Below are 14,132 nucleotides of genomic sequence, written 5' to 3'. Positions count from 1 at the left end.
TGGTAGCCCGTAGGGGAATCGAACCCCTCTTTCCAGGTTGAAAACCTGGCGTCCTAACCGATAGACGAACGGGCCACGCTAGCTTGTGGGGGGCCTTTTACGGTTTCACTCTGACCCCCGCAAGCCGAAAAACGCAGGGTTGTGAAAGTTTTTTGGCGGTGGCGAATGCGGCCTTAGATCGCCTCGGCGGCATCTTCCAATCTGAGTTGTACGGTTTGCCGTCCACCCCATGTGTTTACCTCAAGTCGTCCGGCGAAATGAAAGCGCGCGCCGCCGTGATTGGTCAGCCGTTCCCCCATTGGTCCGTCAAAGGCGCCAAACGCAATGGCATCCAACCCGGCACCCACCCCGTCCGATAGCGACAGCTTCAGATGGGAGTCGCCGACCCGCTTGGCAAAGCGCACCTGTAAGTCCGGAAAGGCATACCGCGGAGCCGGAGCACTGGCGCCGAAAGGCCCTGCTTTTTCAATCTGTTCAATCAGATCGACAGTGGCCGCGCCGGGCATAAGTGTGCCTTCCAGTTTCAGGTCAGCAGGGCCGGTTTGACCTGCCCCTTGTTTTGCCAGCAATTCGCTGAGCCGTTCCATCGCCGGTTCCAGCTGATCACGCATGACCGTCAGGCCAGCCGCCATCTTGTGGCCGCCGCCCTTGACCAGCAGACCTTCCGCCGCCAGCCGCTGAATCGAGGCACCCAGATCGACACCGGTCACTGATCGGCCCGATCCTTTGCCCTCATCCCCGTCCAGACCGATGACGATGGCCGGGCGGTTGGCGGTTTCTTTGAGGCGCGACGCGACGATGCCGACAACGCCCGGATGCCAGCCTTCCCCGGCCGCCCAGACCAAGGGCGCATCAAGGCCCCGTTCTTCGGCCTGTTCCATGGCGGCTGCCCGAACCGCATTTTCAATATCGCGCCGCTCGGTGTTCAACTCGTCCAGCCGTTGGGACAGAGCCTCTGCTTCATGGGTTGAATCGGTGCTGAGCAGCCGGGCACCCAGATCGGCCTGGCCGATCCGGCCCCCTGCGTTGACGCGCGGGCCCAGCATGAACCCCAGATGATAGCTGTTGGGCGCGGAATCCATCCGCGCCACATCCGACAGCGCCACCAACCCCGGTCTTTGTCGTTGCGCCATGACCTTCAGCCCCTGACGCACAAGCGCGCGGTTTGCACCGATCAACGGGGCCACGTCCGCCACCGTGGCCAGCGCCACAAGGTCTAGCATTGCAATCAGGTCAGGCCCTTTTGCACCCGCTTCGCGCAGTTGCCGTCCGGCCTCGACCAGCATCAGGAACACGACGGCGGCGGCACAAAAATAGCCAAGATCGCCGCTTTCGTCCTGTCTGTTCGGGTTCACCACGGCCACGCAATCGGGCAAAGTTTCACCACCAAGGTGGTGGTCCAGGACGATGACATCGGCCCCCTTTGCGGCGGCGATGGGTTCATGGCTGAGGGTTCCGCAATCGACGCAGATAATCAGATCATGCGCGGCGGCCAGTTCCTGCATCGCCGGGACATTGGGGCCATAGCCCTCATCAATCCGGTCAGGCACATAGAGCGTCGCCTGCAGGCCCATCTGACGCAACCACGTGAGTAGCAGAGCAGCCGAGCTGCCGCCATCCACGTCATAATCGGCAAAGATCGCAATGCGCTGCTTTAGACGGACCGCAGTCAGAAAACGCGTTGCAGCGGTTTCCATGTCTTTCATCGCGCGCGGATCGGGCAACAGCTCTTTCAGTTTGGGTTCTAGAAATCCCGGAGCTTCCATTGCCGGAACACCGCGCCGGGCCAGAACCTGGCAGACGGCCCGAGGCAATCCGGCTTGTTGTACCAGCATCTCGGTCGCGCGCTCTACATCCGCCGAGGGGCCGACCCAGCGACGTGCTGACAGTGAATGTTCAACCCCAAGAAAGCTCATGTCCTGCCCCTGATGTGCCAAGGCCGGACCCTCGCGGACCCGGCCTTATCATTTCTATGGATAGCCCTGCACGATGGTCAGGCGCAAGAACTTAGCCGTCGCTATGCGACCACGTCGGCGTGCGGTAGGACATACGCCGAACCGACCCGGTTTTCGACCGCATCAGCAGAGTGGTGGTTTCAACCCAACCCGGCTCGCGCTTGATACGCGGCAGCAAAGAGCCGCCGGTGACGCCGGTTGCGGCAAAGATCACATCGGCGGTTACCATCTCATCGCGCGAATAGATGCGGTCCAGATCGGTGATGCCCGCTTTGGCTGCGCGGCCGCGTTCGTCATCATTGCGAAACAGCAGGCGACCAAAGATCTGCCCGCCCATACATTTCAGCGCTGCGGCGGCCAGAACACCTTCGGGTGCGCCGCCTTGGCCCATATACATGTCGATCCCGGTGACTTCGCTTTCGGCGCAGTGCATGACGCCAGCAACATCACCATCGGTGATCAGGCGGATAGATGCACCGGTTTCGCGAACCTCGGCAATCATAGCCTCATGCCGAGGGCGTTCCAGAATGCAGACGGTAATGTCGGCAGGCTCGCAATCCTTGGCCTTGGCCAGTGCTTCCACACGTTCGCGCGGGCTCATGTCCAGGCTGACAACGCCTTCAGGGAAACCCGGGCCAACGGCCAGTTTGTCCATATAAACGTCCGGTGCATGCAGCATTGATCCGCGCGGGCCCATTGCTATCACAGTTAACGCGTTGGGCATGTCCTTGGCGGTCAGCGTGGTGCCTTCCAGCGGGTCCAACGCGATGTCGACGCCGGGACCATTGCCGGACCCGACCTCTTCGCCAATGTACAGCATCGGCGCTTCGTCGCGCTCGCCTTCACCGATCACGACAACACCGGCGATATCCAGCAGGTTCAACTGTTCGCGCATGGCATTCACAGCAGCCTGGTCAGCGGCCTTTTCATCGCCCCGTCCAACCAGCGACGCCGAAGCAAGCGCAGCCTGTTCCGCAACCCGCGCCAGGCCCAGAGACAACAGGCGGTCATTGAAATCGATCTTGGCAGCACTCATTTTCACTATCCTCAGGTCAGTATCGGCGTCTTGTCCGGCATAGCCTGCGTATCGTGCAGGCCGCAAGGGTCAAACCTCTTCAATCCGCAAAGCAACCGGTGTGCCCGAAACAACATCGGTCTCGTGCAGGCCCAGCAAGGCGACATCCAGCGTGGCACGGGTGGTTTTGTGGGTAACTATCAGAACCGGCGCGGTGCTTTCCGCATGGGCGTATTGGCGCATGCGATCAATCGAGACCCCGGCATCGCCCAGGATGGCCGCAATTTTGGCCAAGGCGCCGGGTTTGTCCAGCAGACCCAGACGCAGATAATAGGGGGCAGGGCGGCCAGTCAGCGCTGGCACTGCGTCCTGCAACGAACTGGCAGGGCGGCCGAAGGTCGGAATCTGAAGCCCACGTGCCAGATCGCAGACATCGCCCATCACCGCGCTGGCCGTTGGCCCTTCGCCAGCTCCGGGGCCACGCAGAACAACCTGCTCGACCGCGTCGCCTTCGATCACCACCATATTGGTGCCGCCTTCAAGCTGGCCCAGGGGCGAGTCACTGGGCACCAGACACGGCTGCATCCGCTGTTCAAGCCCCCGTGCCGTGCGCTGAGCCACGCCCAACAGTTTGATCCGGTATCCCATGTCATGGGCCTGGTCGATGTCATCCAGACTGATCTGCTGAATGCCTTCGATCTCGATCCCGTCGAAATTCGGTTTGGTGCCGAATGCGATTGAGGCAAGCAGCGCCAGTTTATGGGCGGCGTCTATCCCGCCCACATCCAGATTTGGATCGGCTTCAAGGTAACCCAGCTGCGCGCATTCGTCGAACAGGGCGTTATATCCCTGCCGCTGCGATTGCATCCGGGTCAGGATATAGTTGCATGTGCCATTCATCACCCCCATGACGCGGGTGATTTCGTTACCCGCAAGTCCTTCGGTCAGGGATTTGATCACTGGAATGCCGCCAGCCACGGCCGCTTCGAAGCGGATCACACGGCCCGCGGCTTCGGCCATTTCGGCCAGTTCCTGACCGTGAATGGCCAACAGGGCCTTGTTGGCGGTGACGACATCCTTACCACTGGCTAGCGCCGCTTCGACCGAGGCTTTGGCAGGTCCGTTTTCCCCGCCCATCAGTTCAACAAAAACATCAATATCGTCGCGCTGCGCCAATGCGACAGGGTCAGTTTCCCAAGCATAATCCGACAGGTTCACACCGCGATCCTTGCCAGCGTCACGCGCGGAAACCGCTGTGATCTGGATGGGACGACCCGTTCGTGCCTGCAGCAGGTCGGCATGGCGGCGCACGATCCTGACGACACCCACACCAACAGTTCCCAAGCCCGCAATTCCAAGCCGCAGCGCCTGTGTCATCCTGTGGGTTCCTTTCCGCTCGAATATCCTAAACTGGGGTGTTTCCCCGTTCCCGCTGCCTTAGCGGGTTCGGCGCCGAGGCGCAATCCGCGACACCCATGCTGGGCGGCAGAAAACCTGAGGATTAAATGGTCTGAGCGTTTTGCAATGCCGTTGCCTTTTTCTTCAACGCCTTGCTGCGGTCGGTCAGTTCACTTTCGACCTCTGCCGCTTCGTACAGCGGGTCAACAGGCACAGCGAAAACATCTGCCAGTGGGGTTAATTTGGGGTAGGGGGCCGATTGCACATTTGGCCCTTCGCGGTCTTTCAGCTCGGGAAAATTGGTGCATCCTAGGCAGAGCAAAACTAGGGGCAGAAGAAGAAGGGGCTTCATGATGAAACCTTATTGTGGCAACTGGCATCCGTGATGCACTTTTTGTCCGGTCGTTTCAAGCGGGCTTCTATCTGAACATCCGTTCAGATATGGTGGATACATGGCACGTACACAAGGCTCACACTCGGACATTACCGGCCCGCGTATCCGGCAGGCAGCGCTTCGGCTTTTCGCGCGCCATGGGTATGCTGCTGTTTCTATGCGGAAAATTGCGGGCGAGGTTGGGGTGCAGGCCGGGGCATTGTACAATTACACCCCGGATAAGCAGAGCCTTCTGTTCCGTTTGATGCGCGACCATATGCAGGATTTGTTGTCCGCCTATGGCGAGCAAAAGCAAACTGGCGATCCGCAGGATGCTTTGCGTCGGTTTGTCGGATTTCACATCCGGTTCCACCTGCAGCGCCCTGACGAGGTATTCATCGCCTATATGGAACTTCGGAACCTCACGCCCGAAAACTTCGCCGAAATAGAGGATCTGCGCCGCAAGTATGAAGACGGGCTTGAGGCCATTTTGCGCGAAGGTCAGCGGGCGGGTATCTTTGCGGTCGCGGATACGAAGATTGCGACATTGGCGGTCATCGCCATGCTGAACGGCGTCATGACGTGGTATCGCGCCGGTGGGAGGCTTTCGCTGGACGAGGTTGAAGCCGTCTATTGGGACATGGTCCGAAAGGCGATGACTGCTTAAGGGGCAGTCAATGTGCCGGCCGAATAAACGTCCCGTTGCGCAATTCGCGAAAAGCCTGTTCCAGCTCGGTCCGGGTGTTCATGACGATGGGGCCGTGCCACGCGACCGGCTCATTGATCGGTGCGCCGGAAATCAGCAGGAACCGGACACCCTCCGGACCTGCCTGAACGGTCACTTCGTCACCACTCCCAAACCGAACCAGTGTTCGGTCTCCCGACATGTCACGAATGTTCACCTCTTGGCCGTCAACTTCTTTTTCCAAAAGGACCCCCGCAGGCCGCGAGGCATCAGCAAAGGCGCCCGCGCCTTCGAATACATATGCAAATGCGCGACGGTAGGTGTCTATGGGGAAGGTCTTCTTCACGCCTGCCGGAATTTGGATGTCCAGATACTGAGGGTCGGCGGCGATGCCGTCGACTGGGCCTGTCTTGCCCCAAAACGTCCCCACGATCACGCGGACAACGGTTCCGTCATCGTCTGTGATTTCAGGGATCTCTTTGCGCGGCACGTCCTGATATCGCGGTGTTGTCATCTTTTGGGCCGCGGGTAGATTGCCCCACAGCTGAAACCCGTGCATTTGGCCGGTTTGGCTCCCCTTGGGCATTTCCTGATGCAGGATTCCGGACCCTGCCGTCATCCACTGCACATCACCCGCGCCAAGTGTTCCGTTATTGCCAAGTGAATCCGAATGCTCAACCGAGCCGGACAGGACATAGGTGATCGTCTCGATCCCGCGATGCGGATGCCATGGAAATCCAGCCTGATAGTCCTGCGGGCGTTCATTGCGAAAGTCGTCGAACAGCAAAAAAGGATCCAGTTCTGACGGGTCCTGAAAGCCGAAAGCGCGGTGCAGTTTAACGCCGGCCCCCTCCATCGTCGGTATGGCCTTTCGGGTTTCCAAAGTCGGTCTGAGGGACATTGCTGCGCTCCTGTTGCTATGGGGAAGATGTACCGCACCGCCATGGCGGGTCAATTTGCGCTGAAACACGCAACCTGTGCGAAATTCAGCAGGTGCGTTCGCCTCTGTTGTTTGGCTGGGAAAGTGGCTAAACCCAACTGCAAAGTGGGAGAGCAGCAAATGCAACAAGAAGTTCTGGCCGTGGTCAAAGCCTCATCACCCAGGCGGTGGGTGGGTGTCGGAATGTTGTCGACCGTGGGCTTTCTGGTTGTTTTCGTCGCGCTTGCCGCGCCGCCGGAGCCATCCTGGCAGGCATTCCTGTTTGTGGTAGGCGCGGCGTCCTTTTGGCTGGCCTATCGCATGTGGCAGGCAACCTCGGATTGGATCGAGCTGACTGAGACCGAGCTGAGAACCGGGGCAGGGCAGCCGATCGCCGCAATAGAAGACATTGAAACCGTCGAAAGAGGTGCGTTTGCCTTCAAGCCGTCGAATGGCTTTCTGGTAACAACCCGGCAATCAGGTGCAAATAGATGGGCGCCGGGGCTGTGGTGGCGCTTGGGACGCCGCGTTGGCATAGGCGGCATGACATCCGCCGCCGAAACCAAATTCATGTCCGAGATTTTGTCTGCGATGGTGGCAGAACGCGGCTAGGTCAGACCTTCAGCGCCACCTCGTTATTCGAAGGCGGGGTGGAAGGCACTAAGATGCCAACCCACCCTGTCCTAGTTCGTTGCGCTTTCCGCACTCGCACCGGAATCCCCTGTGCCAGGGTCCTCGATTTCACCGATCTCGCCAGACCCGTCGGGATTTTCCTCAATTTCAACAACGCCCGACACATTTGCCGCAACCTCATTGGTAAAGCGTGGGCGTGTAAAGACGAAATTTTCAAAGACATGTTCGCCTTTGAGGAAATCTACCCCATAGATCGAGTCAAAGACCGGAATGTAAGCATTCGCCGTTTCAACAATGATCAGTGTGTCCTGGTTCGGCATAGGCGGCAGGTTATCACGCATGCGGTCGATATTGTCGTCGGTCCAGATGCTGTCGTAACCGCGCGCGGTTGACCATCTGACGTAATGACGATCATCCTGTTCGTCGAACACAACCAGCGACACGCGCAGATTCATCTGTGATCGGTTGTTGACCATCGCCACCAGCAGCGAATGCAATGAGGTGATATAAGTGTCCGTGATCGTGCCGGTCTCGCGAGAGATCAAATCGCCAACGGTATACGCCGCTTTCAGGTTAGATGCGCTTTGGCGGAAGCCGTCGAAATACGTGAAAGCGCCTGTGATCGTCCACACCAGCATCGGAAAGACAAGCAAAGCCTCAACCGTGAGTACCCCACTCTCGTCTTTCGTCTTGGATTTCAGAAGATTCCGGAGCTTTGAAATGAAAAACATAGGCTTACAGAGGCTCCTGTACGAAGGCAGTCGTCGCGGTAAGTTCGATCTGGCCTGATTCATCCGACAAAATACGCCCCATCGCCGATGTAGGGAAAATCGGATCGACCTTTGCGCAGGCCCGAAGGATCATCAACTCGTTCGAAAGGCCATTTTCGAAAGCGCGAACTGGGTTCACTTCTTCAGAATTGTCAGTGCAATCCGGGACAGGCGGAAGGTTCAACCCGACAAACGCGCTTTGTTGCAGCATCTCCAGCTGCAAGTTGGTGGTACAGCGTTTGATCACTACGACGCGATCACAGATCGTGCTTTTTATCTGATCATGCGTTGGGTTGGTGCCCGTGCCGAGGCGAATGTCGCGAACTGTCTGGTCCACAGCCCGCTCTAACATCGCCTGCTGCAAGGTGACCACCGAATACTCCATCGCACTCAGGATGAAGAACATGAATGCCGGGAAGATGATCACAAACTCGACGGTGACCGCCCCATCTTCCCTGCGTCTCAGGCTTCGCAGCTTTGAAACAAGGGCTCCGATCATTGGGTCAACCGCAGTTTTCTGATCGACGACGCGATAGAAGCAAATGCGTCTTCCAGGTCCAGACCGTTCACATTGTATACATGGCTGTCCGAGCTGGCACAGTCCTTGATGGTTTTGTACCCGGCTCTGGGTGCTTCGAAGGCGATGCCATAGACAATGACGCCCTCATCCTTGGCTGCGTCACAGATATGCTTGGTGCGCTGGTTCTTGGCCGAAGTCTCAACTTTGGCATACGCTTTCGAGTACCACTCGGCCCATGCACTTGACTGCCAGTAATAGTTATATCTTGCATTCCAGGCCAGTGACACACGGTTGAAAAGTTCTGGATAGGTCAGGCGAACAGCCGTACCCAATTCTTCGTTGGCTGGTGTCTCTGGATCAGGATTGCCGAACGGATGGTCCGCCCATGTGTTCTGCTGTGGCCAGAAAAAGTTAGGCCGACCCTGCGAATGGTAGACTGTGTATTCGGAGGCCTCAGCATTGTACCAGACATCCGACAAGCCCTCCCGAAGGGACGGGTTCAGCATATACTGGTCCGTGTTCTGACCGTCGGTCATGACGATTACAATTTTCAAGATGTCCGAGTTATAGTCTGACGGGCGGGTCCGGAAGTGATTTGGAACGATGTTGTCGTCAGCCAGGTCGCTCACAATGCCACGAACGCTTGGGTCCAGGAAGGCCACGCCCCATTTCATGCCGACATCTATCGAGGTGTTCCCGGTTGCAGTCAACGCCTTGATCTGTTTGGTCAATGCCTCCAGATTATCGGTAACAGGCGTAATCGCACTGCCATCGCGGACCGGGCAAACCGGTGTTCTGATCGAGCCTTCGGAATAGGTGAAGGGGTCAAAATGTGCAGTGCGTTCCAGCCTGTCATCACGCTCTAGGTCCGCGTCGCTATACTGTTCAGGGATAAAGTTCACACAATGGGAGTAGTTGTGCTCTGCTGTAACGTTGGTGAATTTGCTCAGGATGGGTTCACCCGCGTTGACCTGAGTTGCGTAAGGCACGATCGAGATCGAAATGCCCGTGCGGTTCGGATCATCTGAATCCAGCATCAGCGTGACAAATTCTGTGGCCGCATCCTGCAGAAGCGCAATTTTGCTCTTCCCGCCAGAACGCGAATAGTTGTTCATTGAGCCTGAGATGTCGAGAACCAGCGAGATTTCAACAGCACCAATGCTTTCGACGGCCGTGCTGGCCGCGTTAGCGGTCAAGCTGTTGACGCCAGAGAAATGCATAAAGTGGGTTTTGATGGTCGCCTCGGCGGTGGCTGATACTTTACGTGATCCAAAGCCTTCTTCCACCACGACAGAAGTGATTTTGCCGCCCAGCCCGGCCTTCTCGAAATAGGCATCGACAATTTCGCGTGCGGGCTTTTTCTGATCAAGGTCAGCGGCCGCAAGAACGGCGCGGTCCAATGTTGATTGCAGATTGGCGCGGTCGCGTTCAAAATTCATTAGGTCAACGCCAGCTCCGGTCGAAGCGAAGATCACCAGGAAACCCAACAATACAAAGATTGTGAATGTACCGTCTTCGCTTTTTGCGAACCGGCGCGCGCTTAGCGCGGATTTAGCGCCGCTTTTGCTTTCGCGTAGAAACTTGGGCATTTTCATCTTGCAGACCTCGCTGAGCAGACATCCAAAGCTGCTAAGGAAAAGTTAACGTATGGAAATTAACTGCGAAACGTGGCGGGAATTGGGCGAAAAGGGCCCAGTTTTGGCTGGTTTGAGGGAAATTGAGGGATAATTCCGGACTGTCGCGCGGGGCTGTATTCGATGCGTGAACAATTCGGCGGATAATGTCTGGGTTTGGCGACTCAGCCAGAGTTCGAATATTTCCCCGTAACTTGAGATTTTATTTCTGCTTAAACATTGATCGTTTAGCAAAGGGGTGCGACAAAACGTCAGAACGCAAGTCGTTCGCCGGCACGGAGGTTTAAATGACGGCCAAAAAAGAACCCAGCTTTCGAGAGAGTGTAGATCTAATGTTTAACAGGGCAGCGTCCCTGATGGATCTGCCTCCGGGCCTTGAAGAAAAGATAAGGGTCTGCAACGCCACCTACACTGTACGCTTCGGCGTCCGGCTGCGCGGTGACATACACACATTCACCGGATATCGATCGGTGCATTCCGAGCATATGGAGCCGGTGAAAGGCGGTATCCGCTTTGCGTTGGCGGTCAACCAGGACGAAGTCGAAGCGCTTGCGGCGCTGATGACCTATAAATGCGCTCTGGTCGAAACGCCGTTTGGCGGATCAAAGGGTGGGTTGTGTATCGACCCACGCCAATACGAAGAGCATGAGCTTGAACAGATCACCCGCCGGTTCGCCTATGAGTTGGCCAAGCGCGACCTGATCAACCCGTCACAGAACGTGCCAGCCCCGGATATGGGGACGGGTGAGCGTGAAATGGCGTGGATGGCGGACCAATACGCCCGGATGAATACAACTGACATCAACGCGCGCGCCTGTGTGACAGGCAAGCCGCTGAATGCTGGCGGTATTGCCGGACGGGTCGAGGCCACGGGCCGCGGCATTCAATATGCGCTGCGCGAGTTTTTCCGCCATCCTGAGGACATTCAAAAGGCAGGGCTGTCGGGCAAGTTGGACGGCAAGCGCATTATTGTTCAGGGTCTGGGAAATGTGGGCTACCACGCTGCCAAGTTCCTGAGCGAGGAAGATGGCTCTCGTATCGTGGGCATCATTGAATGGGACGGAGCGCTGTATAATCCGGACGGGATTGACGTCGAGTCGGTTCGCCAATGGATTGTCAAGCATGGCGGCGTCAGCGATTATCCCGACGCCACCCATTCCGCCGAGGGCGGGGCCGTGCTAGAAGAAGAGTGCGACATCCTGATCCCGGCGGCGCTGGAAGGTGTGATCAACCTTGATAATGCCGATCGCATCAAGGCCCCGTTGATCATCGAAGCTGCAAACGGCCCAGTGACAGCTGGTGCAGACGAAGTTCTGCGAGATAGGGGCGTCGTGATCATTCCTGATATGTACGCAAATGCTGGCGGTGTGACCGTTTCGTATTTCGAATGGGTTAAGAACCTAAGCCATATCCGGTTTGGCCGCATGCAGCGTCGCCAGGAAGAGTCGCGGCACGAGCTGATCGTCAGTGAGCTGGAACGGCTGGACCGCTATCTGGGCGATGCCTGGTCCATGTCTCCGAACTTCAAGGCGAAATACCTGAAAGGTGCGGATGAGCTTGAGCTGGTTCGTTCGGGGCTCGATGACACCATGCGGATTGCTTACCAGTCGATGCGTGAAGTCTGGCACAGTCGCGACGATGTCGAGGATCTGAGGACCGCGGCCTACATCGTGGCCATTGACCGTGTCTCGAAAAGCTACCGCGCTAAGGGGCTTTGACAATACTCTCTGCGGGCGGTTGGCATCTGATCCCTCGCCCGCAGGACCAAGGCGCAACAGGGCTGCGCAAGATGCAATTCGACGATGGCGCGCATCCGCGCCCGGCAGTAGACTTCAGCGACGAGAACGAATCCCGGAGACCACCATGTTGCGTATTGCCGTCGCGGCTATTTTACTGGCCACACCTCTGGCTGCTCAGGAAACAAAAGAACAAAGCTGTCAACATCAGGCGGATGTCGTGGCGGCGATCCAGCAGGCGCGACTTGACCGCGTGAAAGAGCGCGACGTGCCGCAAGCCGTGGCCGATACAGGTCCGACCTGGCCCGCGAACTATAATGCCGCGATCCCGCTGATCACCCCTTGGGTCTATGAGCAGAAGATGCGCGATGTGCGCAAAAAGGATCTCGGCGCCACGTGGATGGAGCTGTGCCTGCAGCAGTAATCCAAACCTTGCGATTTCTTTGCGGACAAACGCGCGCCTTCCCCTTGGCGCGCGTTGCTGTTTCTGTCAGGTTTAACCCATGTCATTACCACCCGGTTTTCTGGATGAGTTGCGCACCCGGCTGAGCTTGTCTCAGGTCGTCGGGCGCAAAGTCATGTGGGACGCGCGCAAGTCCAATCAGGGCAAGGGCGACATGTGGGCTCCGTGCCCGTTCCATCACGAGAAGACAGCATCGTTCCACGTCGATGACCAAAAGGGTTTCTATTACTGCTTTGGCTGCCATGCCAAAGGGGATGCGATCAGCTTCGTGAAAGAGACCGAGAATGTCTCGTTCATCGAAGCGGTCGAAATTCTCGCGCGTGAAGCCGGAATGCCGATGCCCGAACGTGACCCCAAGGCGCAAGAGAAACAGGATCGTCGCACGCAACTGGCCGAGGTGATGGAACAGGCGGTGCAGTTCTTTCGGTTGCAGCTGAAAACAGGGGCAGGTGGGGAGGCGCGCGATTATCTGGCGCGGCGCGGCTTGAAAGTGCAGACGCTGGATCGGTGGGAAATCGGCTTTGCTCCCGACGGTTGGCAGGCGCTTTGGGATCACCTACGCGGCAAGAACGTTGCCGAAGATCTGATCCTTGGTGCGGGTCTGGCGAAACCCTCGAACAAAGGTAAAAAGCCCTATGACACGTTTCGGAACCGGATCATGTATCCGATCCGGGATCCGCGCGGGCGTTGCATTGCGTTCGGTGGCCGAGCGATGGACCCCAATGACAATGCGAAATATCTGAACTCGCCCGAAACTGAACTGTTCGACAAGGGGCGCAGCCTCTATAACCAAGGCCCCGCGCGGCAGGCTGCCGGCAAAGGGCAGCCATTGATCGTGGCCGAAGGATATATGGATGTGATCGCGCTTGCCGAGGCCGGTTTTGGCGCATCGGTGGCCCCATTGGGTACCGCAATCACCGAGCATCAGTTGCAACTGCTGTGGCGTATCTCGGACGAGCCGATCATTGCGCTGGATGGCGACACGGCGGGTTTGCGTGCTGCGATGCGGGCGGTCGATCTGGCCCTGCCGCTGCTTGAGGCAGGAAAGTCCTTGCGCTTTGCGCTGATGCCCGAGGGCAAAGACCCCGATGATCTGTTGCGGGCCGATGGTCCAACGGCAGTGCAGACGGTATTGGAAGAGGCCATGCCAATGGTCAGGCTGCTGTGGCAGCGCGAAACCGAAGGCAAGGTGTTCGACAGCCCCGAACGCAAAGCAGCTTTGGACAAGGTCTTGCGCGACAAGATCAAGCTGATCCGTGACCCGTCGATCCGGTCGCATTACGGGCAAGAGATCAAAGACCTGCGCTGGCAGCTGTTTCGCCCTCAAAGGCAGCCACAAAACCGTACTTGGCAAACACGCGGGAAATGGAAGCCCCAGCCGCAACCGGCCACACCGGGCGCGCGGGCGTCATTCCTGGCATCATCCGACAATGCCGATATCCAGATGCGCGAAGCCGCCATTTTGGCCATCGCCGCATTGAACCCCCAAGTCGTGGTGCAGTTTGAACACCAACTGGAAGAAATGGAGTGCCGTGACCAAGATCACGCTGGCCTGCGCGATGCCATTCTGCGGCACGCGATAGATGATCCTGAGAACCTCAAACAACATATTGCGGAAACTTTGGGACATCACGCCCTTGAAAACTTGCTGGCCCTTCGCCATGTCGCAGTGATCCCCTGCGTGAATAAACCGGGCGACGTTGAAAAGGCCGAAATGACATTGGCTGAGGAACTCGCCAAAATCAAAGCTCTCAGGGGTCTGGACGCAGAGATTGCCGAAGCCGCAGAGGAGCTGTCTGATCTGGACGATGAAGCGTTGACCTATCGCTTGGCGCAAGCTGCCGAAGAGCGCAACAGAACAAGCCGAAGCCAGAATGAAGACAGGGCCGTTTTCGACATCGCTGACAATGGTGCGCGAATCAACCGCGACGAGAAGGATGCGTTTAAGGCAATCATGTCAGGTATCAATTTCGAGCGAAAACGCCGGTAATGTGGTGTTTTCGTAAGGCACTGGAAAAGAAAAACAGGTAA

At 57.6% G+C, this 14,132-nt stretch carries 13 protein-coding genes and 1 tRNA gene; 5 read left to right on the top strand and 9 right to left on the bottom strand.

Going from position 1 to position 14,132, the window contains the following annotated elements; all coding sequences use genetic code 11:
• From AC2FH0_RS05675 to AC2FH0_RS05655, 5 genes are all read right to left on the bottom strand, one after another.
• Positions 1-75, bottom strand: a tRNA-Glu gene (locus AC2FH0_RS05675).
• Between the two features lie 98 nt (positions 76-173).
• Positions 174-1,916, bottom strand: a complete 1,743-nt coding sequence (gene recJ, locus AC2FH0_RS05670) for a single-stranded-DNA-specific exonuclease RecJ (RefSeq protein ID WP_282027477.1) — start codon at positions 1,914-1,916, stop codon at positions 174-176.
• 91 nt (positions 1,917-2,007) lie between these two features.
• A complete protein-coding gene (glpX, locus tag AC2FH0_RS05665; protein WP_271946243.1) occupies positions 2,008-2,991 on the bottom strand; it encodes a class II fructose-bisphosphatase in 984 nt (327 codons plus the stop codon).
• Positions 2,992-3,060: 69 nt separating this feature from the next.
• On the bottom strand, positions 3,061-4,347 hold the full coding sequence (locus AC2FH0_RS05660; protein ID WP_282027476.1) for a homoserine dehydrogenase: 1,287 nt from the start codon (positions 4,345-4,347) through the stop codon (positions 3,061-3,063).
• Between the two features lie 124 nt (positions 4,348-4,471).
• Positions 4,472-4,720 carry a hypothetical protein gene (locus AC2FH0_RS05655; protein ID WP_496788767.1) on the bottom strand — a complete coding sequence of 83 codons (249 nt, stop codon included), beginning with the start codon at positions 4,718-4,720 and terminating at the stop codon, positions 4,472-4,474.
• A 100-nt stretch (positions 4,721-4,820) separates the two neighbouring features.
• Between AC2FH0_RS05655 and AC2FH0_RS05650 the strand changes: the two genes are divergently transcribed.
• Complete coding sequence (locus AC2FH0_RS05650; RefSeq protein WP_142634678.1) at positions 4,821-5,408, top strand: TetR/AcrR family transcriptional regulator; 588 nt, start codon at positions 4,821-4,823, stop codon at positions 5,406-5,408.
• A gap of 7 nt (positions 5,409-5,415) precedes the next feature.
• On the opposite strand, the gene AC2FH0_RS05645 is transcribed toward AC2FH0_RS05650, so the two are convergent.
• Positions 5,416-6,327: a pirin family protein gene (locus AC2FH0_RS05645; RefSeq protein ID WP_496690804.1), complete on the bottom strand. Its 912-nt coding sequence runs from the start codon at positions 6,325-6,327 to the stop codon at positions 5,416-5,418.
• 159 nt (positions 6,328-6,486) lie between these two features.
• On the opposite strand from AC2FH0_RS05645, the gene AC2FH0_RS05640 reads away from it, so the two are divergent.
• The gene (locus AC2FH0_RS05640) at positions 6,487-6,957 is read left to right on the top strand and encodes a hypothetical protein (protein ID WP_496788765.1); all 471 of its coding nucleotides are present in this window, start codon (positions 6,487-6,489) and stop codon (positions 6,955-6,957) included.
• Between the two features lie 71 nt (positions 6,958-7,028).
• On the opposite strand, the gene AC2FH0_RS05635 is transcribed toward AC2FH0_RS05640, so the two are convergent.
• The 3 genes from AC2FH0_RS05635 to AC2FH0_RS05625 form a co-directional block, all read right to left on the bottom strand.
• A complete protein-coding gene (locus AC2FH0_RS05635) occupies positions 7,029-7,616 on the bottom strand; it encodes a TadE/TadG family type IV pilus assembly protein (protein WP_496699992.1) in 588 nt (195 codons plus the stop codon).
• A gap of 97 nt (positions 7,617-7,713) precedes the next feature.
• Positions 7,714-8,247 (bottom strand): TadE/TadG family type IV pilus assembly protein, encoded by a 534-nt coding sequence (locus AC2FH0_RS05630; RefSeq protein ID WP_142634669.1) that lies wholly within the window; start codon positions 8,245-8,247, stop codon positions 7,714-7,716.
• Positions 8,244-9,857: a TadE/TadG family type IV pilus assembly protein gene (locus tag AC2FH0_RS05625; protein ID WP_496699994.1), complete on the bottom strand. Its 1,614-nt coding sequence runs from the start codon at positions 9,855-9,857 to the stop codon at positions 8,244-8,246. Before AC2FH0_RS05625 ends, AC2FH0_RS05630 begins: the two co-directional genes overlap by 4 nt.
• A gap of 332 nt (positions 9,858-10,189) precedes the next feature.
• Here AC2FH0_RS05625 and AC2FH0_RS05620 point away from each other — a divergent pair, with 332 nt between their 5' ends.
• The 3 genes from AC2FH0_RS05620 to dnaG all read left to right on the top strand — a co-directional run bounded on the left by AC2FH0_RS05620 (position 10,190) and on the right by dnaG (position 14,091).
• Positions 10,190-11,620 carry a Glu/Leu/Phe/Val family dehydrogenase gene (locus AC2FH0_RS05620; protein ID WP_496699996.1) on the top strand — a complete coding sequence of 477 codons (1,431 nt, stop codon included), beginning with the start codon at positions 10,190-10,192 and terminating at the stop codon, positions 11,618-11,620.
• 145 nt (positions 11,621-11,765) lie between these two features.
• Entirely contained in the window at positions 11,766-12,062 is a 297-nt protein-coding gene (locus AC2FH0_RS05615) for a hypothetical protein (RefSeq protein ID WP_142634663.1), read from the top strand.
• Between the two features lie 79 nt (positions 12,063-12,141).
• Positions 12,142-14,091 carry a DNA primase gene (gene dnaG, locus AC2FH0_RS05610; protein ID WP_496709264.1) on the top strand — a complete coding sequence of 650 codons (1,950 nt, stop codon included), beginning with the start codon at positions 12,142-12,144 and terminating at the stop codon, positions 14,089-14,091.
• Positions 14,092-14,132: the final 41 nt, after the last annotated feature.

The sequence above is a fragment of the Ruegeria sp. CDSC051 genome (genome assembly GCF_059610665.1).
Note: the sequence above shows the minus strand (reverse complement) of the source record. Positions and strands in the feature narration are given on the sequence as shown.